This window comes from Acidobacteriota bacterium (assembly GCA_016196035.1).
GTDB lineage: Bacteria > Acidobacteriota > Blastocatellia > RBC074 > RBC074 > JACPYM01.
Map to the genome: position 1 here is coordinate 85,980 of JACPYM010000066.1, position 19,558 is coordinate 105,537.

Here is a 19,558-nt window from a genome sequence, read left to right on the forward strand (position 1 = left end):
GCGGCAGGTCGCGGTGCGCTGTTATCTTTGTCACAGCAGCGAATCAACGCCATTCGCCTTGGAGCGTAAAGGCTGCCCAGTAATATGGCGACTGCCGCTGTTTTTGCCGCCAGAGAGTGAGTTGCGCCGCGCGCAAGGCCGCTGCCGGTCGCAGCCCTTGGGTGAGCATGCCTTGATAAAACGCTTTCATCAATTCAGCCGTGGCTTGGTCGCTGACGCTCCACAGGCTGGCGACCACGCGCGGCGCGCCGGCATACATCAGGCCGCGCGTTAAACCGGTCAGGCCTTCGCCGCGTATCTCTTTGCCCAATCCGGTTTGGCAAGCGCTCAGGACGACCAGTTCCGTCGCATCCAGTTTCAAGTTGTACAAATCCGGCGCGAGCAGATAGCCATTCTGCGGCGCGCCCTGTTCGTTGATCAGGGAGAGCACCAGACCGGATAGCTCCGGGTTCAGGCTGTTCAAAAAACCGTGCGTCGCCAAGTGAATCAGGCGCGTTTGCCCGAGGGCCGGGCCGGTGATGGCGGCACGGTTGGCCTTGAAATCGAAGCTGGTTTGACGTTGCTCAGCCGGGACCAGCGCGAGAATGGCCTCGGCCTCCTGGCGCGTATAAGGCAAACGCGGGATGCTGAATCCGGCGTTCTCTCCGCCCGTTTCTTTCACCACTTTTTTCAACAACAGGGCGCGCACCGCGCTTTCACCGGCGGCAACAACCGGCGCGTCGGCTTTGTTTTGTTCTGGCTTAGCGAGCTTGAGGTTAAGGGTTTGGACACGCTCGTCCTGAGCTTCAAACACAGGGTCGGCCAGCACCAGCAATTGTTGCAGGGCCGGTTGGCGGTCTTTGGTTTCGGCACGCAAGACGGCGAGCGTGGAGGCCGAGGGCAGCGTGACGATTTCGTGTTTGACGAGCAGCGGCGCAGCGGCAGCGAAGTTGAGTGCCGCAAAGGGCACGTATTGCAGCGCGCCATCCGCCACAATCAGCAAACGTTTTGCGCCGAGTTGCGCGGCGACCGGGGCGAGAATCAACTTGCTCAAGGCCGCGCCAGCCTTGTGTATTTCGCGTTCCGCCGCCGCGAGGCGCGCTTGCCGCTGCTCCGGGTTCTCGCCTGTGGACGCTTGATTGCGCGCCGTCAGGCTGCGATAGAAACGGCGGGCGGCTTCCTCAAGCGTGCCGCGTTTGGGCAGCGTGTAACTGTGCAGCGTTGTCTTGCTCAGCGCCCACACATAGCTGCGCTCTTCGCCCAGCGCGTATTCCAGCAACAGCGTGTCAGGCGTGAGCAGTTGCCGTTGGATTTCCTGGGTCTTCAGCGGTTGCGGTTGGGTGAGCGCGGCATAGCGCGGGCTGCGCGTGCGAATGTCGCTTTGCACGGTGCGCAATTCGCCATTGAGCCGCTCCAATTCCTGCGTGAGCGGGGCGAGTTGCGCGGCGGCGGCGCCGCTCGTGACCAGTGCCAGTTGTTCGGCGGCTTTGGCGCTGACTTGCTCCTGCAACTCGCGTTCGCGGTCGAGCAGCGTGGTGTCCACGCCCGCGCGAATCTCCGCGCCGCTTTCGGTCAGCAGTTCCAGCAAGCCGCGGGCGCGCGCCTGTTCGCTGGCGTGCAAGGCCTGGGCGGCGAAACCGCGTTTGGGCAGCTTGCGGTGCAGGCGCATCAACACGTCAATGTACAGGTCGTAATACTGTTGCACCGACGCGCGGTAATCGGCGCGCAATTCGGGGCTGGTCAGTTTTTCGCGCTGCGTTTCGACCAGTTTGAGCGTCTTTTCCATTTGCTTGCGCGCTGCGTCCAAACGATTGCCGGTGCTTTCGAGCCGCGCCAGGCCGTAACGCGCTTTGGCTTCGCGGCGGGGTTCGTTGAGCTTGGCGGCGAGTTCGACGGCCTGTTGTTGCTGGTCGCGCGCTTTGGCGGGTTCGCCGAGCGCTTCATAAACAAAGCCCAGGTTGTTGAGCGCGGCGGCTTCGCCCGTTTTGAATTTGAGTTCGCGCGCGATGGGCAGCGCCTGTTGATAGGCCGCGAGCGCCTGCCGCTGGTTTCCTTGTGAAGCGTAAACACGCCCGAAGTTATTGAGGATGGCCGCCTCGAATTGGCGCGCTTTCAATTCACGCGCCAGTGGCAGCGCTTGTTCAAACACCGCGAGGGCCTGCGGGTAATCGTCCGCCGCCCAATGGGCCAGCCCTTGCAAATTGAGCGCGTCGAGTTCGCTGAGTTGGTCTTTGGCGGCCCGCAAGAGCGGGAGCGCGGCGGCCAATTGTTGCAAGGCTTCCTGCGGCGCGCCGAGCAGGTAATAAACGCGCCCCAATTGGCTGAGCGTCACACCGCGCCCGCGCGGGTCACGGCGCAAGGGCAGCGCTTGATTCAACACATCGAGCGCCTTTTGCGGTTCGCCCAGATCGGTGTAAATCAACCCCATGTTCGTCAGCGTGACGGCTTCGCCATCGCGGTCTTGGGCGGCGCGGCGTTGTGCGAGCGCGTCCTGCTGAAACTTGAGCGCCTTGCGCCGTTCGCCCAGATTCCGGTAAACAAGGCCCAAGGCGGATAACACCAGAGCACGGCTGCGCGCATCGCGGCGCAAGGGCAAGGCTTGTTCAAAGAGCGCGCGGGCTTGCTGTTGCTGGCCCAGACCCGCGTAAAGCTGGCCGAGATTGACCAGCATCACGGCCTGATTCTGGCGGTCTTCGAGCGCGCGGTACAGCTCCAAGGCTTGTTGGTATTCGGCAATGGCTTGTTCTTTCTGATTGGCAATGTTGTGCAGGGCGGCCAGGTTGGAGAGCGTCGAAGCCTCTTCGTCTTGATCGCCGAGATCGTGCCAGCGCGCGCGGGCCTGGTTGAAATAATCGAGCGCTTGGGTGGTTTCGTTGAGCGCCCGCAGGTTTTCGCCCAGGGCGGAAAGCGCCCCGGCCGTCAGCAAACGTTCGTCGAGCGCCCGCCAGAGTTGCAGAGCTTGCTCGAATTGCGGTTGGGCCTGGCGGCGCGTTTCGGGTTTCTTTTCATCGGCAAGCGCCGTGGCCGAGATGAAGGCCGCCTGGGCGGTGAGGAATTGCCGGTCGCGTTCGGTGGCGGCGCGCAATTCAAGCAGCGTGACACGGTAGTTGCCGCGCGGCGCGGTCTTTTCGGGGCTGGCGATTTCCAGCCGGAACGTCCCCGCTGCCGGGGCAATCCAAACCAGGGTTTCGGGGCGGCCTTCGAGAAAGAAATCAAGTTCGACCAGCGCTGGCTCGCCCGCGCCAAAGAGCGCCAGGGCGACGTCTGCGTCAAGCTGTTCGACCGTCAGCCGCAGGCATTGCCCGGCTGCCGCATTGATGCGGTAACTGTGCGTCTGCCCGCCTGCAATTTCTTTTTCGACCGGTTTGCCGGGTTCGAGCGGCTGGGGCGAGGGTGTTTGGCTGTGGGCCGGCAGCGCGCACAGGAAAAGCAGCCACAGCGGGAAGAGCGAGGGCGGGAAGCGCATAAAGCGGGGCATGATGGATACCTCAAGGGGGCGCGGCGAGGACAGCGCCCTTGAGACCGGTCGCTTTGTCCTCGCCATAAAAAACACAACACGCGGGAAAGCGCCATTTCACCGGTCTCCCCCGCGTGTTGTGTAATGAACGCTGCCGCGCCTTCGCTGCCGCTAACAAGCGGGCGGGAAGACGGGCACAGTCACGACGACCGTATCGGTCAGCCGTAAAATATGCAGCCGGTGTCCGCCGTCAAAGGCGTTGGCGGCTGAATCCACATTGACATTGTTATTGAGCATCAAGCCGGTGATGCCGATGTCGGCGCCGCCGTAAAGCTTCAACCAGCCGCTGCGCCCCGCCGGAATGATTTGCTCGAAGCGCGGTGTCGTGCGAATCAGGCTGCCCGACAGCGTGCCCCGGAAGACGCAACCCGCGTTGACCGAGAAACTGAACGGAGATTCGGCATCGTCATAAAGCACGCCGAACAGTGTGCCGATGGTGGCGGCGCCCGTCGCCAGATTACCGCCGATGCGCTGCACCGCGATAAAGGTGCTGTTGCCATCGGCGCGGCTCGGAATGTTGCTGGCCGCCAAGACACGCGGGAGCATGTTGTACCCATTCGGCTGGCCGTTGAATCGCAACTCAACCGCCGGACTGGATGGATTGCAGCCCGGTACCGGGCTGCCGAATTCAGCGGCAATGGCTTCGGCGGCTACTTCGGCCTCGACGCGCGTGCGTTTGAGCGGGGCGTTGCCGATGCTGCTGCCGACGGGCTGTTTGATACTGGCGTGCCCGATCAGGTAATTGAAACTGATCGGACAGCCGGTGTTCGTCCCATCGCCGATCCCCGGCGGGCCATCCGAAGCCACGGCGAAAACCGAACCCGTCGTGCCCGGATCAATGTCCGACATCAGAAACGCGGCGGTCTGGTTGGGCGACAGGCAGATGAACGAATCGGCCACCGAGCACGTCGCGCCATCAATGAAAAACAGATGCACCGCCACGCCCAGGGTCGGATGGATGTTGGTAAAGGAGATGCGCGTATTGTTGTCCAATCCATTGCCCGTTGCCGACGAGGCGTAAAACGGAAATGACAAAATCGAACCCGGTTTCACATCGCTGGGCGCCCCTGCGGGTGGAATGCAAGCGCCCGCTCCCAGGCTGGGTTGTATTACCGCAGTGGTCACGCTGGCGGTGTTGTTGGTCGTATCCTGATCGCCGCTGACGACCGCGACGTTCGTCCCGGTCGGCGGTTGGCAAATCCCCGGAATATGCGCGCGCAACGTGACCGTGGCGGACTGGCCCGGCGCCAGCGCGCCGAGTTGGCAGCTTATGCTATTGCCCGTGCCGCCGCAGCTTCCTTGCGTGGTGGTCACGTTAATGACCGACCAACCCGCCGGCATTGTGTCGGCCAGGATGGCTTGAAAAGTAACGCCTCCGGCGGGCGGCTCATTGCGCACGACAATCGTGTAGGTGATGTCGCTGCCTGCCGCCGCCGTGGGCGGCCCGGTTTTGGTAATGGTCAGATCGGAAATCTGTCCGGGGTCAGCGGCGCGCGCCGTGAGCGTAAGCAACGCCAGCGCCAGCGCTAAAAAGCAATGTCGTGTGTGTGTGTGTGTAAGACACATCGTGATTGTGCTCCTGTGTCTGAAATTTTTTGCCTAGTATCAGTTCGTGTTCGGGCTAGAGAGTGAAGCGTTTACCGCAGGCGCAGTGTAGGCGCTGCGGTTGGCAAGGTCAATGAGTTGCGGGCCGCCGCCGATTTATTGCCGGTCGAGTTCCAAGAGATAAAGCAGCAGCTTGCCGGGCTTGCCTTTCAAATAGGTTTGCGTGTCGCCCAATTCCGCCACGGCTTTGGCGGCTTCATTGCGTTTGAGAAATTCCTGCACCAGTTTGGCTTCGGCGGCCTCTTTCACTTCGACCGATTTGCGCGCACCGAGGGCGCGGCGCAATTGCTCGAACTCTTCCACGGCTGTCGGCGACCAGATCAACCAGAGCTTTTCGGTGCCCTGGGCCGCGTCGGCGACGCTGTAAGTGTTTGCGCCAGGCAACGCGAGCGTTTGGCCCGCTGCCAATTGGGCATTGGGGCGATCGGGCGGCATGGGCGCAAGCAGGTTGTAAACCGGCAGTCCGTTCTGCAATTTCGGGTCTTCGTTGAAAAGATAGAAATAGCCCGTGCGGTCGCTCGCGAAGTTGAGCCGCAAACCGGAACCGGGCGGAAAGATGATCGCTTGTTTGTGTTCTTTGGCGGCGATGGCGCAACTGCCGTCCTGTTTGACACGCGAACAGGAACTGATCGAATAACTCAGGATGCGTTCGGGTAAGACAACTGTGTTACCGGAATTTTCAGGCAGATGTGAGGGCGGCGTATTGCGCAGTTTGAAGTAACTGAAAATCCCGACGGCCCCCGCCAGCAAAACGACGATTAACGCGAAATACGGCAGCGGCGATTTGCCCGGCGCCGGGCGCGGTGCGGCCACGACGGGCGGCAACGAGCCAGAGCCTAATTCCGTGGGCGAAGACGGCGACGTGAGTTGCTGCCCCGACATGGAATTGGTGTGTACCGTGCGCGGAATCTGGTGAAGCAAGGCTTCGGCGAGGCTGTCGCCGAAATCGCGGGCGCGGCCAAAACGCTCTTCGGGCGCAAAGGCTATCGCTCGGAGCACGACCTGTTCAGCCGCAGGCGACAACTCAACGCGCAATTCGCGCGGCGGCGGTTGCGCGCCTTTCTTTTGCTGTTCGTGCAACTGTACCAGCGTTTCGGCATTGAAGGGCAGGTGACCGGTCAGCAGCTCATAAGTCATCACGCCGAGTGACCAGGTGTCGCTGGCGGACTGCGGTTCGCCGCGCAATTGTTCGGGCGCCATGTAAGGCAAGGCCCCGGCGACTTTGGTTTTGCCGGAATCGGTGTTGTTGCTTTGCGAATCCTTGACGGTGGCGATGCCGAAATCAATCAGCTTGACGACCTCTTCGCCTTCGGTGGCCCGCTGCACCATGACGTTTTCGGGTTTGAGGTCGCGGTGGATGATGCCCTTTTCGTGGGCGGCGGTCAGCGCCTGGCCGATTTGCCGGACGATGTGGGCGATGCGTGCCAAATCCATTTTGCCCGCTTGCATTTCCTGCTGCATCAGGCTGCGCAGGTTGACGCCCTCGACAAATTGCATCACGAAAAAGGGTTTGCCGTCGGGCATCGCGCCGACATCGAGCACGCCCACGACGCCGGGGTGATCAATGCGCACGAGGGCTTCGATTTCCTGGTCGAATTTTTTGCGGAACCAGGGCGTGTGCAACGATTGTTCGGAGGATTCGAGCAGCACTTTGATGACGACGCGCCGCTGGTGCAATTGGGTATCGCGCGCCAGATACACCACGCCGATGCCGCCACGCCCCAATTCGCCTTCGATCATGTAACGGTCTTTGAGCAGCACGCCGCTGTAATTGGTTTGTTTGAGTGCGGGCGTGATGTTGGGGGCGGTGCCGAAAGACGCCATCGGCTTGGTTTGTTCGGATTGTCGTTTGGTTTCCATTGCGATGCTGTTCCGCTGATTTGTGTTTGAAATCCGGAGCGCATCTTAGCATTGGCTGGGCAGCCGGTACAGTAGCGGAGGGCGCTTCTGGGAGAAGCGCCCTCCGCGCGCACCTTCTGAGGGTGACTTAGGCTGTGTTCAAAAATAAGTTGTTCATTGTTCATTTGTCATTGTTCATTTGTCATTACGGAATGCGCTGCCGGGCAATGACAAATGACAAATCAACAATGACAAATGAACAATGCGCCCCAGTCCCCGAAGCGCTGTCTGGCTCAAACGATCAAGTTATTTTTGAACAATGCCCTAGCATCAGCGAATGACCCGTGTGGGCTGATTGGCGCGCCCGCTCAGGCGGATGGTCACGCCATCGAATTTGGTCAGCGTGAAACCTTCAAAGGTCTCGTTGAAACAGGCGTTGAAATCGCTCAGCACGCTGATGGCCACCGCTTCGCCGAGTTTCAAGCCTTCGATTTCATCGCTGCGCCAATGCATGCCGGCGGTGTCGCGGCCATACGCCACATTCGACGCCAGCTTGTTCAATTCGCTGCCGATGGTCAGCGTGCCGTTGTACTCGCGCAAGGTCGCGCCGTCATCGCTGGGCACGACCGGACTCGGCACGACAAAGCTTTCGTCAAAGTACGCCTTGAGCACCGTCACGCAAGCGCCCGCCACCGTGGCGTGCCCGCCGGGGAAGGCCGGATGCACGGGGCAACCTTCGGGAAAGGCCATCGGCAATAGATAGCCGCCATATTTGCTGAACACATTCATGATCGCCCCGGAATTGAGCAGCTTGGCGTTAATCGTATAGTTAGCCGCATTGGTCAGTTTATTGTGCACGCGCCCGGCGAATTCTTCGGGGCGGATGCGGCGATGCACATACCATTTCTGGAACCAGGCGGCCTTGAGCGCCAGCGCCGCGATGCGCCCGATCAAATCCACCAGATGCGGGCCGCCGAAGGTCGCAAAGCCTGCCTGCCGGGTCGCGCGTTTGTAAGGATTGGCATCGTCGAGCGCCGCCGCGCCAAAGCTTTGCAGGATCAATGAGGCTAGCAAGAAGGCCTGATACGAAAAATCAATGTGCACATATTCGCCCAGGTCGCGGCCATTGCGGATGTAGCGATTGGCTGTGTCAAACGAGAGGCGCCGCGTGGGCGCCACGCCATTTTGAATGGCGAGCCACTCCTGATAGGCGACCATGAAATCTTCACCCGCCACGGGCAGCCGGTATTTCTGGTCAAACGGCGTCGCGCCCAGGCTGAAGGGTTTGAGCAGAAATTGCGAAACGTAATAGCCCTGCGCATCGCCGGGCATCGGCGTGCGGAACAGGCTTTGAGTATCCACACCCGTGTAATTGTCGAAGCGCCGCAGATCGGCCACGGCCGCATTCGTCAGCGGATGGCTGTCGTATTGCGAAAACGGAATGTCGCGGGTCAACGCGCGCCAATACAATTCGGCCATTTCGCCCGCGATGGCTTCGCTGTCGAAACGCGGCGGCACGGCAGTTTCAAAACTGTGAATGTCAGCGCCTTCCAAATCGAAGCACAACCCGGATTGCGGATCGACGAGTTTGCCCGCGCCGCCCGCCGGAATCTTCTCGAAATCCTCGGACTTGCCGCTGCGCAGAGCGTTCAAGTATGCCGCGTAGGCGTTCAAATCTGCCTCGCCCAGATTATTGTGCGGCAGCGTCTTGCTGAAGCTGGCGAGTTTACTGGCGTATGTTTCGTCATCGCCGTTGGTCAGATGCAACGGCAGCGGGCGGTTCGATTGATAGAGCGCAGCGGTCTGCCGCCGTAGCGTGGCCTGCCGGGCGCGCTGCACCGCGTCCAACGGGCCGAGGGCGTCCGTCTCAGCCAGCGCGACCGAACCGCCCAACAGCGGCGCTGCGCTCAGCCCGGCGGCGGCGGCCACGGTTGCCGTGGATTGTTTGAGAAATTGGCGGCGGCCCTGGGACGCCGCTTTGGATGAAAGTTGACCCGCAACGCCGACGTGGGGTTCGGGATTGTTCTTCTGTCTCATAATACTTCTCCGATTGTGGGTAAAAGGGCAGTCAGAAGGCAGGTAAAGGGTGGCGGCGTTGTATCCAACACCGCTGCCTGACACACCGGGCAACTGCACCGACAGCAAACTTCGACGCCAACGGCGTCAAAGGAAAGCGGCACCTATAAGGCTAGCTGGAAAATAGCGCACTCGGGGGATGATGAATAACGGGGATACTCCGGTTGGTAGTTGGAAGGTTCGTAATAAACCGCGCGTATGGTAGGCAGCATACCCGGCAGCGTCAAGCAAAATCTCCGGCGTTGGCGGACGCTGCGCCAGCCCCGGAGGCGGGCCGTACTAGATCAGATTGCAATTGGGTAGACGGGCTACTGACACCGTACACGCAATTGCAAACCGCTCTAACGCGCGCGAAGAGTGCGGAAGCAGTACAGCAGGACTGATCCGCTGGTTGTACATCGCGCGCGCGCGGTAGTAGCATTCGCGCGCATTTAATTCATACAACAACCGAGACCATTCATCATGCTGAACTTCTTAACCACTCGGCTACGGCTGAGTTTCGTAATGCGTGCGGGCCGCGCCGCCTGGTTGCTGACTGTGTTGCTCAGCGCCACTGCTTGCAAAGAGCAAGCCCAGCCTGCGGCTACGGCCAATCCACTCGGCACCTGGCGCGGCACGGTCAAAACCAACGCCGGTGAAGACGTGGCGTTTACCCTGGAAGTCAAAAGCGCCGGCCAATCGGCGGCGGGCCTCACGCAAGTGACGGGTACGCTTATCAACGGTGATGATCGGCTGGCTTCGACCGAAGGCGTCTTTGAAGGGCAGTCGCTCAAACTGCGCTACGATTTTTATGATGGTGTATTACTAGCGCGACTCAAGGGCGATGAAATGCAGGGTACCTTTGTGCGCCAGTGGCAAAAACAAACGCTCACGCGCGAATTGCAAGCCACCCGCAGCGCGACCGCTCCGGCAGTGGTTGGTGCGACGGCTGATCTGACCGGCGCTTGGGTGCTGAAAGTCGGCGAAGGCGAGCAACAGCGTTTGTGGCGGGCGGCGTTCAAAACCGCGAATGGACAGGCCACCGGCACGATCATTCCCGTCAGCGGCGATTGGGGGCAATTGTCCGGCACGTTCACGACGGACAATACGCTGACGCTCAATCGCTTTGACGGCATCAACGCGCGCATCTTCAAAGCCGTGTTGCAACCTGACGGCACGCTCGTTGGCTATCTGGATTTGGGCCTGTTCGACCCCGAGCGCAAGGTCGTGGCCGAGCGCATCAATGACAAGAATAAAAAACTGGTCGCCAGTTTGCCCGACCCGAACACCTACACGCGGATGAGCAATGCCAGCGAGCCGTTCCTCTTCAATTTCCCGGACCTCAACGGCAAAGTCGTCGCCTGGGATGACGCACGCTTCAAAAACAAAGTCGTCGTTGTTTCGATCACCGGCAGTTGGTGCCCGAACTGTCACGAAGAGACGCCGTATTTGCAGGAGCTTTACGCGCGCTATCAAAAGCAGGGTTTGGAAGTCGTCGCGTTGGCGTTTGAATACACCGGCGAAGTCTCGCGCGATTTGGAACAGGTGCGCATCTTCGCCCAGCGGCACGGCGTGCAATACCCGATGCTGCTGGCCGGTTCGACCGAAGACGCGCCCAAGAAGCTGCCGCAACTGATCAACTTCGGCGCCTATCCCACCACGCTTTTCATCGGGCGTGGCGGCCTGGTCAAACGCATCCATGCCGGTTTTGAAGGCAGCGCGACGGGCGAACGCTTCACCAAGCTGAAAAGTGAAATCGAAGCGCTGGTCAAGGAATTGCTGGCCGCGAAGGAGTGATTCCACCATTGGAGGAGTGAACGATGAATCGCAAGCAAGAACTGAAACGCGACTATCAGCAAAGTCAGCGCCCGATGGGGGTCTACCAGATTCACTGCCTCTCCAACGAAAAGATTTTGGTCGGCAGTTCGCTCAACTTGCCCGGCATCTTCAACCGGGAAAAGTTTGCCTTGCAACAGGGCGGCCACAAGAACAAGGCCCTGCAAGCGGACTGGAACGCTTTCGGCGAGGCTGGCTTTGCGTTTGAAATCCTGGATGAGCTGTCGCCGCGCCCGGACCCGGCTTATGATTACCGCGAAGACTTGACCGTGCTCGAAGATGTCTGGCTTGAACAACTGCAACCGTATGGCGAGCGTGGTTACAACGAACCCAAGAAAAACCGCGAACAGCGGCTACAGATGATTGCGGCAAAGCAACGGCCCACAACCTTGGATGATGATTAGTAGGTTGCCTGGTGCGCGCGAAGTACAGCAGGCTGCCAGCATGCTGGTGATTGACGGGAGTGCAGTCATTACTGCCAATCCGTCTTTGATGCAGTACCAGCAGGCTGGCAGCCTGCGGTACATTTTTGGAGCTTCTATGACCAACCAAATCAATCGCCGCGAATTCATCAAACGCAGTGCCGCCACAGGTGCAGGCGCAACTTTGACGCTGGGCGCCGCCAAACGCACTGACGCTGCTTTCGATCCGCAAAACAGCCCCAATGGCCGCCTGACGCTCGGTTACATCGGCGTCGGTGCGCGCGCGCAAGAGGTGCTGAGCACCGTCGTGCGCATGCCCGGCATTGAGGTCGTCGGCGTGTGCGATGCTTACAAAGGCCGGCTTGAACGCGCGGTTGAGCGCACGGGCGGGCGCGCGAAAATTTATCAGAACGCCGCTGAATTGCTGGCCGCGCCGGGGATTGACGCGGTTTACATCGGCACGCCCGACCACTGGCACAAAGACCACGCCATCGCCGCACTCAATGCGGGCAAAGACGTTTACATCGAAAAGCCGCTGACTTACACGATTGACGAAGGACTGGAAATTGCCGCCGCCGTCAAAAAGACCGGGCGCATCCTGCAAGTCGGCAGCCAGGGCGTCAGCACGCCCATCCAGCAAAAAGCGCGTGAGATCGTGCAATCGGGCCGTCTGGGCCAGATCACGATGGTGCGCATCTCGGTCAACCGCAACACGGCGGGTGGCGCGTGGATTTATCCGATTCCGCCGGATGCCAACGAGCAGACTGTCAACTGGGAAATGTTTCAAGGCTCCGCGCCCAAACACCCGTTCAGCCTGGAACGCTTCTGCCGCTGGCGTTGTTATCAGGATTATTCGGGCGGGATGGCGACCGATCTGTTTGTACATGCGATGACGACGCTGCATTTCGTGACGGGCGCGCAGGCTCCCGAAATGGCGCTGGCCGCCGGTTCGCTCTATCGCTGGAAAGGCAGCCGTGACGTGCCCGACACGCTCGACGCGATTTTGCAGTACTCCGAAGGCTTCCACGTCAATCTAAGCGGCACGTTTAACAACCAATCCGCCGGAGATCGCGGCATTCAAATCCTGGGCACGCAGGGCACGCTGACCATCGCCCGCGATGTTGTCTTCGCGCCCGAACGCCCGATTGACAACAACGATTGGATCGTGGCCGCCTGGCCGAGCGCGCTGGAACGCGCCTATTACAAAGACCCGCAGATCATCAAAGCCGAACGCCCGAATCAGTGGGAACCACAGATTGTCTCAGGCGAAGAACATTGGAGCGGCCTCGGCCCCAACGCCAATCAACTGCACTTCGAGCAATTCCAACAGGCCATCCGCACCCGCCAGCAACCGGTCGAAGACGTCTGGGCCGGCCATCGCGCGGCGGCGGTCGCGCATATGATCAACCTGTCGGCGCGGCGCAAACAGCCGGTTTATTGGGATCGTGAGCGTGACAAGCTGCGGGCTTAAGCGGTAAGCTTGCGTGGCGCTTGGCTGATGGGCAGTCACGCGCGGTCGAACAATCAAACGATAGAAAGGAAGTAAGAAGCCATGACTGAAGACCTCAATACCAAAGACTTGAGTGACCGCGAGTTGCTGGAACTGATGCAGCGTGACTACAGTTTAATGCATCGGGAAATGATCGAGATGCGCCAGGAATTCAACACACGCCTGGAAAAACTGGAAGTTCGCACCAATCCCTTGCCGCCGAACTACGACGCGCGCTTTACCGCCTTGGAACGCGATGTCAAAGACATCAAGCGTGAGATGCGTCAATTGCGCGATCACGATTGGCAGCGTGAGGGCCAATTGGTGGAAGTGCGAGAACGCTTAGAAGCGCTCGAAACCACGGCGGCGAATTAACCCTGCCGCAATCACCCCGGAGACTTGCCATGAAACGATTCACCCCAATCCTGCTGACCATTGCCTTGTTACTGAACAGCGCGCCCGCGTTGGCCCAAGAAGCCAAAACCCTCGACGACCTCAAACGCCAGGCCGTCGCCGAAGTGGACAAATTGCAAATCTTCACCCAGCAGATGGTGGATCAGATTTTCAGCTTCGCCGAGTTGGGCTTTCACGAATACGAAACGTCGAAGTATCTGACCGGCGTGCTCGAAAAGAGCGGCTTCAAGGTTGAAAAAGGCGTGGCCGGAATGCCGACGGCGTTCGTGGCAAGCTGGGGCAGCGGCAAGCCGGTGATCGCGTTTATTACGGACATTGATTGCATCCCGCGCGCCTCGCAAAAGCCGGGCGTGGCCTGGCACGAGCCGATGATCGAAGGCGCGCCAGGACATGGTGAAGGCCATAATTCCGGCATGGCTGTGAATGTGACGGCGGCGCTGGTGCTCAAGCAGTTGATGGAAAAGAACAAGCTCGGCGGCACGCTCAAAATTCTGCCGGGCGTAGCTGAAGAATTGGTGGGCGCGAAGGCGTTCTTCATTCGCGCGGGTCTTTTCAAAGACGTAGACATCGTGCTCGGTTCGCATGTGGATAGCGATTTCGCCACCAACTGGGGGCAGCCCGAACGCAACAGCGGCTTGGTTTCGGTGCAATACTCGTTTCACGGCAAAGCGGCGCACGCGGCTGGCGCGCCCTGGTCGGGGCGCTCGGCGCTAGATGCGGTCGAGTTGATGAACATCGGCTGGAATTTCCGGCGCGAGCATCTGCGCTTGCAACAGCGCTCGCATTACGTCGTCGTCAATGGCGGCGATCAGCCCAACGTCGTGCCGTCCGAAGCGAGCGTCTGGTATTACTTTCGCGAGTTGGATTACCCGAAGATCAAAGAGCTTTACGAACTGGGCAACAAGATGGCGCAGGCGGCCACGCTCATGACCGACACGACCGTGACACAGCGCGTGGTCGGTTCCGCCTGGCCGAATCATTTCAACAAGGTCGTCGCCGAAACGCAGGCCAAAAACATCGAGACCGTGGGCCTGCCGCAATGGAGCGAAGCCGATCAGACGCTCGCCAAAGCCTTGCAGAAAGAAATCGGCGCCAAGGTGGATGGTTTGAAGACCAAGTCGAAAGGCTTGGAAGGGCCGAAAGAACAGGTATTGGGCGGCGGTTCGGATGATGTGGGCGACATTTCGTGGAATGTGCCGATGGTGTATTTGCGCTTCCCGGCCAACATTCCGAACCTGCCCGGGCACAGTTGGGAAAACGCGATTGCGATGGCGACGCCGATTGCCCACAAGGGTTCGACGGCGGGCGCGAAGGTGCAGGCGTTGACGGCGCTCGATTTTCTGACGCAGCCCGACTTGGTCAAACAGGCCTGGGACTATTTCAACAATGTCCAAACCAAAGAGGTCAAATATCAGCCGCTCATCAATCCGGGCGATCAGCCGGCGCTCGATCTGAACAAAGAGAAGATGGAGAAATTCGCGCCGGAGTTGAAGAAGTTCTATTACGACCCGGCGAAGTACAAAACTTATCTTGAGCAATTGGGGATTCAGTATCCGACCGTCAAAAAATAAGCCGATTTTGGCGGTGGCTCGGAAAATCACGTAACAATACGTATAGGCAACGCGCGGGCGGGGCTGTATCTTCAGGTTGTTCGCGCTTGCTGTGTGTGCGACAGGGGACGGTCAAGCGCATGGCAAAGTGAATTCAACCTAGTGGTCGGCTCTGCCTTGCAGCAGGCTGACTATCTCAACGAGGGTGGCGTTTCTTGTGGGGAGAATCGCTGCCCTCGGTGTTTTTTCAGGACTGAAAAGCCCCCTTGTAGTGACGAATTTATTCGTCAGGCTTTGGCGCTGGACGAATAAATTCGTCACTACAAGAGCGGTTACAAGCCAATCCGCCGCAGCATCTGGGTAAAACGCGGATCATTGCGCAATGGTTTCAAGCGCGGATCAACGCCGAGATAGGCCAGCCGGTCGGCGCGCTCATCATAGGCTTTTTGCAGCATGGCAAAGGCCTGATCTTTATCTCTCAAACCCGCATAAATAACCGCCAGATGATAAGGCGAAATCGCATTCGCGCCGGTCAGCGCCGACAATTCGGCGACGATTTGGCGGGCCTCGGCTTGCCTGCCCGCCACGGCGTAAACCTGCGCCAGTTCGGCTTTGACCAGCGCGCTGCCGCCCGAAAGCGATACCGATTGAGTCAATTCGGCAATGGCCTGCGTGAATTTTCCTTGCTCGGCATAGACCTGGCCCAGATAGCGGCGCGCCGGAAAGAAGCCGGGGTCGAGCGCCAGCGTCTTTTGCAATTGGGTGACGGCTTCGTCGTATTGCCCGGTGAAATAGAGTGTGCGGCCCAGGTGCGCATTGATAATCAGCGAGAGCGGATCAAGGGCCTGCGTGCGGCGTGCTTCGGCGACGGCCTCTTCGTTGCGGCCCAGCATGAAGAGCAGCGTGGCGTACCACTGATGCGCCGAGGCGTAAGTCGGATTGAGCGCCAGGGCGCGTTTGAATTCCTGCTCCGCCGTCAGCCAATCCCAATCGTAAAGATACGCCGCCATGCCCAACGCCGCGTGCGCTTCGGCCAGCGTGCCGTCCTGTTCCAGCGCGCGCAAGGCGGCAGCTTTGGCTTTGGGAAACGCCTGGCGCGATGGCAAGGCGTTATAGATCGCCAGCAGGTTGTAACAATCGGCCTCGCCCGCCAGCGCCTGCGCGTAATCAGGATCGCGCGCCAGCGCCTGCTGAAACAGATCGAGCGCTTTTTTTAAGCCGTCGGCAGTGCGTTGATTCCAGTAATAGCGCGCCTGTTGCGAAAGCTGCTGGGCTGCCAAATGCTGTTGATCGTGGGCGCGCCGGGTGAGCGCCACGCGCAGCCGCTCGGCGACATCGCGCGTGATTTCCTGTTCGGCCAACAGCAACTCGGCAAACTTGTGTTGGTACTGCTCGCCCCAGATGGTGGTGTTGTCGCGCGCCCTGACCAATTCGATATTGATCACGAAATCGCCGCCGCGTTTGGCGATACGGCCCGTCAGGATGGCTTGGGCCTCCAATTCGCTGCCGATGCGGCGCATATCCGGCGCGGCGTTTTTGTAGCGCGAAACGACGCTGAGCGATTTGACCTTCAGATTGGGCAGTTGTGAAAGCTGATTGATCAGGCGCGCGGTCAGATTGTCGCCCAACGTTTCAAGGTCAGGATCGTTGGTCGCGTTGATGAAGGGCAGCACCGCCAGCGATTCCAGCGGCTTTTCGCGCCACGCCCACCAACTCAGGCCCGCCAGTCCCACCAGCAACACGAACATGAACGTCAGCAACCCGCGCCGCCGCCGTTTGATTTCCATGATCAGATATTCGGCGCTGGAGGTGTTGCTGACTGTATTGCTGACCGTGGGGGCATTGATGTCCGTGCGAAAGGGATCGTGCGGCAGCGGCGGCGCCACCGTCTGGCTGTTGCTCGTGGCTGGCAACTCCGCCGTCAATTGATCGGTCAAGCTGGCCGTGCGGTCGTTGCCCGCGGCGGCTTGGGCGGCGCGGCCCAGTTCGACTTCAAATTCCAACCGTTGTTTGACCCGCCGCAAATCGCTAAAGAGGCTCTTGCTGTTTTGGTAACGCTCCTCGCGATCTTTCGCCAACAGCCGGATGAGAATCCAGTTGACCTCGGCAGGGAGATTGCCGCTGCGCATTTCCAGCGGCGGTGGTTCGTGATGCAACACGGCGGCCAGCACGTCAGACGGCGTTTGTCCGATGAAAGGCAGGCGGCCGCCGATCATTTCATACAGCACCACGCCCAGCGAAAACAGGTCGCTGCGCGCATCCACTTCCAACCCGCGCGCCTGCTCGGGCGACATATAGCTGACCGTGCCCATGACTTTGCCCGGATCGGTTTTGAGCGCCAGCGTCGGCGCTTCGGGATCGGAAGCAGGCCGCTGTCGCTCGACCAGTTTCGCCAAGCCGAAATCGAGGACTTTGACGTACCCGTCGCGCCGGATCATCACGTTTTCGGGTTTGATGTCGCGGTGCACGATGCCGGCTTCGTGCGCGGCGGCCAGCGCGCTGACGATCTGTTGCGCGATGTTGACGGCGTCGGCCACGCTCAGGCGCGTCTGGGCCATGCGCTGGCGCAAGGTTTCGCCTTCGATGAATTCGGTGGCGATGAAATGGACGGCGTCGGCTTCGCCGACTTCGTAAATCGTGATGATGTTGGGATGATTGAGCGCGCTGGCGGCCTTGGCTTCGAGCACGAACCGGCGCAAACGTTCGGCATCGGCGGTGAATTGCGCTGGCAAGAGCTTGAGCGCCACGCGCCGCCCCAGCCGCATATCTTGCGCCAGATAGATTTCCCCCATCCCGCCCGCGCCGAGCGGAGCCGCGATTTCATAGTGTCCCAGGCGTGCGCCTTTGCCGATTGTCATGGCGGGAAAAGCTTGTCTACTCTTGGTAAAAGGGAAGTGCGTTTGCTGGCAGGATTAAAACCAGAGTGGGCGGGTAGCTGTCAAGCTTGGCGAAAAAACGTAGCGGCAAACTTGCACATAAGTCTGCCGCTATGTTGAAAGCTTAAAGTTGGGTGCGGCCCGGCTTCAACCCCTCGATAATCTCGCGGTCTTGCGTGCCCTCATGGCACACGATGCACGATTGCTGCCCACGTCCGGCCAGGTCTGAAACGAGGGCATAGGTCAAGCCGCGATCCGCCCAGGTGATGACTTTCCAGCCGTTGAGCATGTCGTAATGGAAGCGCAACCCTTTGGAGACGACCTGTTCGCCGCCCGAGGGCATGGCGACGCCATTCGCGGTCACGACCAGCGTGATCGGATGTTTGTCCATGTCATAAGCCACGAGCGCCGCGTAATCGTTGCGGAAGCCGACCAGCCGCGCGCCTTCCAAATTGTAAAGCCGCACCTGCCCCGAAGCTTCCTGATAGTTGGGCAGCTTCAAACTGAACGAGACCTTGCCCGCAAACCAGTTGGAGATTTCGGCGGGTGAAGCGCTGGCGATTTCCAGCGGCAGTTGGCCGCGCACCCGGCGCACGTGCGTATCCACGGCCATTTGCGCGAATTCGGAGGGCGCGGGCAGTGTCGTGGCGTTGCGATGTAAGACCAGCGCCCAGAAGCTCGCGAACACGGCGAAACACAAGACCGCCGCCAGGGCGAACAAACGCGCGGGGCGGAAGCCGAAGGCAGGCGGTTTGGCAGGACGCAACATTTGTTGCAGCCGTTGGCGCAGCGGTGCGGGCGCGACGAATGGTGCGGGTGTTTCAGCGAGTAACGTTGTCAGACGCGCGCGCAATTCCGGCGGCGCGGTGTAAAGCGGTTGCGCCGCGCGAATGGCTTCGATTTCCCGGCGCTCCCGTTCGTGCCACTGGCGGCACGCGGCGCAGCCTTGCAAATGCGCCTCGAAATCGTCGCGCTCGCCGTTGTGTAATTCATCGTCCAGGTACAAGGCCAACCGGACGTGGATGTTTTCGCACTGCATCATAGCTTTCTCGTTTGCTGATTCTTGCTGCATTAGCCACAGAGGCACGGAGTCACGGAGTCACGGAGGAAGAGCATGAGCCGCGATCATCTATCTGAATTGCTCTGTGTCTCTGTGTCTCTGTGTCTCTGTGCCTCTGTGGCTAATGCTCGTCTTTTCAACTCCGTTGCTAGCGAATCGCCGCTGTGCCGACGCGCCATTCGCTCAACAACGTGCGCAACTGTTCGCGCGCGCGGCCTAGCCGCGACATCACCGTCCCGGCGGGACACGCCAGGATCGTTGCAATCTGCTGATAACTGAACCCTTCGAAATCGCGCAACACAACCACCTCGCGGTAAGGCACGGGCAAGCGTTCGATGGCGGCGCGAATTTGTTCACGCTGGATTTTTTGCAACAGCACGAAATGCGGATCGTGCGTTTCGTGCGCGGGCCATTGCCAATGGTCTTCAGCTTCGGCATCCAATTCAACCGCGTGGCCCGCCAGCTTGGCGTGGCGGACGTGGTTGAGCCAGATGTTGCGCATGATCGCAAAGAGCCAGCTTTTCAAATTACTGTCGGGCAGCAAGCGCCCAAAGGCCCGCGCAGCGCGCAGATACGTCTCTTGCACCAGGTCTTCGGCTTCGGTGCGATTGCGCGTCAGCACCATGGCAAAACCATAGAGCGCATCCAGATACTCCAGAGCCGCCGCCGCAAAGTCCGGTTGTTGAGTGTTCGTTCGATTCATGTTTCAGCGCCGTTGCTGAGCGGAATAACACGCCCGGCGCGGAATTATTCCCGCGCCGGGATTTTTTGGCGAAGGCTGGAATAAAGCAACCGATGGCGTGTTATGTCAGGCAGCAAGTTGCAAATTTCCGGATTTAACCACGAAACAAGTTGAGTATTGGGAGCCTGTGCGTCAGCCAGGGCTTGATTGGCAATAGGGAAACTGCGCTTGCGC

12 protein-coding genes are annotated in these 19,558 nt (G+C 59.9%); 5 read left to right on the plus strand and 7 right to left on the minus strand.

What is annotated here, in order from left to right; all coding sequences use genetic code 11:
• Window positions 1–43 precede the first annotated feature (43 nt).
• From HY011_20580 to HY011_20595, 4 genes are all read right to left on the minus strand, one after another.
• Window positions 44–3,457 (minus strand): CHAT domain-containing protein, encoded by a 3,414-nt coding sequence (locus HY011_20580; GenBank protein MBI3425336.1) that lies wholly within the window; start codon window positions 3,455–3,457, stop codon window positions 44–46.
• A gap of 150 nt (window positions 3,458–3,607) precedes the next feature.
• Window positions 3,608–5,062 (minus strand): DUF11 domain-containing protein, encoded by a 1,455-nt coding sequence (locus tag HY011_20585; GenBank protein MBI3425337.1) that lies wholly within the window; start codon window positions 5,060–5,062, stop codon window positions 3,608–3,610.
• Between the two features lie 135 nt (window positions 5,063–5,197).
• Window positions 5,198–6,961: a protein kinase gene (locus tag HY011_20590; GenBank protein ID MBI3425338.1), complete on the minus strand. Its 1,764-nt coding sequence runs from the start codon at window positions 6,959–6,961 to the stop codon at window positions 5,198–5,200.
• Window positions 6,962–7,270: 309 nt separating this feature from the next.
• Window positions 7,271–8,977 (minus strand): vanadium-dependent haloperoxidase, encoded by a 1,707-nt coding sequence (locus tag HY011_20595; protein MBI3425339.1) that lies wholly within the window; start codon window positions 8,975–8,977, stop codon window positions 7,271–7,273.
• 501 nt (window positions 8,978–9,478) lie between these two features.
• Between HY011_20595 and HY011_20600 the strand changes: the two genes are divergently transcribed.
• The 5 genes from HY011_20600 (at window position 9,479) to HY011_20620 (ending at window position 14,727) form a co-directional block, all read left to right on the plus strand.
• Window positions 9,479–10,792, plus strand: coding sequence for a TlpA family protein disulfide reductase (locus tag HY011_20600; GenBank protein ID MBI3425340.1), 1,314 nt, complete (start codon window positions 9,479–9,481; stop codon window positions 10,790–10,792).
• 23 nt (window positions 10,793–10,815) lie between these two features.
• The gene (locus tag HY011_20605; protein ID MBI3425341.1) at window positions 10,816–11,235 is read left to right on the plus strand and encodes a GIY-YIG nuclease family protein; all 420 of its coding nucleotides are present in this window, start codon (window positions 10,816–10,818) and stop codon (window positions 11,233–11,235) included.
• Window positions 11,236–11,371: 136 nt separating this feature from the next.
• Window positions 11,372–12,724, plus strand: a complete 1,353-nt coding sequence (locus tag HY011_20610; protein MBI3425342.1) for a Gfo/Idh/MocA family oxidoreductase — start codon at window positions 11,372–11,374, stop codon at window positions 12,722–12,724.
• Window positions 12,725–12,805: 81 nt separating this feature from the next.
• Window positions 12,806–13,117, plus strand: coding sequence for a hypothetical protein (locus HY011_20615; GenBank protein MBI3425343.1), 312 nt, complete (start codon window positions 12,806–12,808; stop codon window positions 13,115–13,117).
• Between the two features lie 29 nt (window positions 13,118–13,146).
• Complete coding sequence (locus tag HY011_20620; GenBank protein MBI3425344.1) at window positions 13,147–14,727, plus strand: amidohydrolase; 1,581 nt, start codon at window positions 13,147–13,149, stop codon at window positions 14,725–14,727.
• Window positions 14,728–15,038: 311 nt separating this feature from the next.
• Here the strand turns inward: HY011_20620 and HY011_20625 are convergent, their stop codons facing one another.
• The 3 genes from HY011_20625 to HY011_20635 form a co-directional block, all read right to left on the minus strand.
• On the minus strand, window positions 15,039–17,564 hold the full coding sequence (locus HY011_20625; GenBank protein ID MBI3425345.1) for a protein kinase: 2,526 nt from the start codon (window positions 17,562–17,564) through the stop codon (window positions 15,039–15,041).
• 142 nt (window positions 17,565–17,706) lie between these two features.
• Window positions 17,707–18,624, minus strand: a complete 918-nt coding sequence (locus HY011_20630) for a zf-HC2 domain-containing protein (GenBank protein ID MBI3425346.1) — start codon at window positions 18,622–18,624, stop codon at window positions 17,707–17,709.
• Window positions 18,625–18,790: 166 nt separating this feature from the next.
• Window positions 18,791–19,345 (minus strand): sigma-70 family RNA polymerase sigma factor, encoded by a 555-nt coding sequence (locus HY011_20635; protein MBI3425347.1) that lies wholly within the window; start codon window positions 19,343–19,345, stop codon window positions 18,791–18,793.
• Window positions 19,346–19,558 lie beyond the last annotated feature (213 nt).

Coding starts and splice junctions, on each gene's coding strand:
- HY011_20590 (MBI3425338.1), bottom strand. CDS start 6,961: ATGGAAACCAAACGACAATCCGAACAAACCAAGCCGATGGCGTCTTTC.
- HY011_20630 (MBI3425346.1), bottom strand. CDS start 18,624: ATGATGCAGTGCGAAAACATCCACGTCCGGTTGGCCTTGTACCTGGAC.
- HY011_20615 (MBI3425343.1), top strand. CDS start 12,806: ATGACTGAAGACCTCAATACCAAAGACTTGAGTGACCGCGAGTTGCTG.
- HY011_20600 (MBI3425340.1), top strand. CDS start 9,479: ATGCTGAACTTCTTAACCACTCGGCTACGGCTGAGTTTCGTAATGCGT.
- HY011_20605 (MBI3425341.1), top strand. CDS start 10,816: ATGAATCGCAAGCAAGAACTGAAACGCGACTATCAGCAAAGTCAGCGC.
- HY011_20620 (MBI3425344.1), top strand. CDS start 13,147: ATGAAACGATTCACCCCAATCCTGCTGACCATTGCCTTGTTACTGAAC.
- HY011_20580 (MBI3425336.1), bottom strand. CDS start 3,457: ATGCCCCGCTTTATGCGCTTCCCGCCCTCGCTCTTCCCGCTGTGGCTG.
- HY011_20635 (MBI3425347.1), bottom strand. CDS start 19,345: ATGAATCGAACGAACACTCAACAACCGGACTTTGCGGCGGCGGCTCTG.
- HY011_20595 (MBI3425339.1), bottom strand. CDS start 8,977: ATGAGACAGAAGAACAATCCCGAACCCCACGTCGGCGTTGCGGGTCAA.
- HY011_20610 (MBI3425342.1), top strand. CDS start 11,372: ATGACCAACCAAATCAATCGCCGCGAATTCATCAAACGCAGTGCCGCC.
- HY011_20625 (MBI3425345.1), bottom strand. CDS start 17,564: ATGACAATCGGCAAAGGCGCACGCCTGGGACACTATGAAATCGCGGCT.
- HY011_20585 (MBI3425337.1), bottom strand. CDS start 5,062: ATGTGTCTTACACACACACACACACGACATTGCTTTTTAGCGCTGGCG.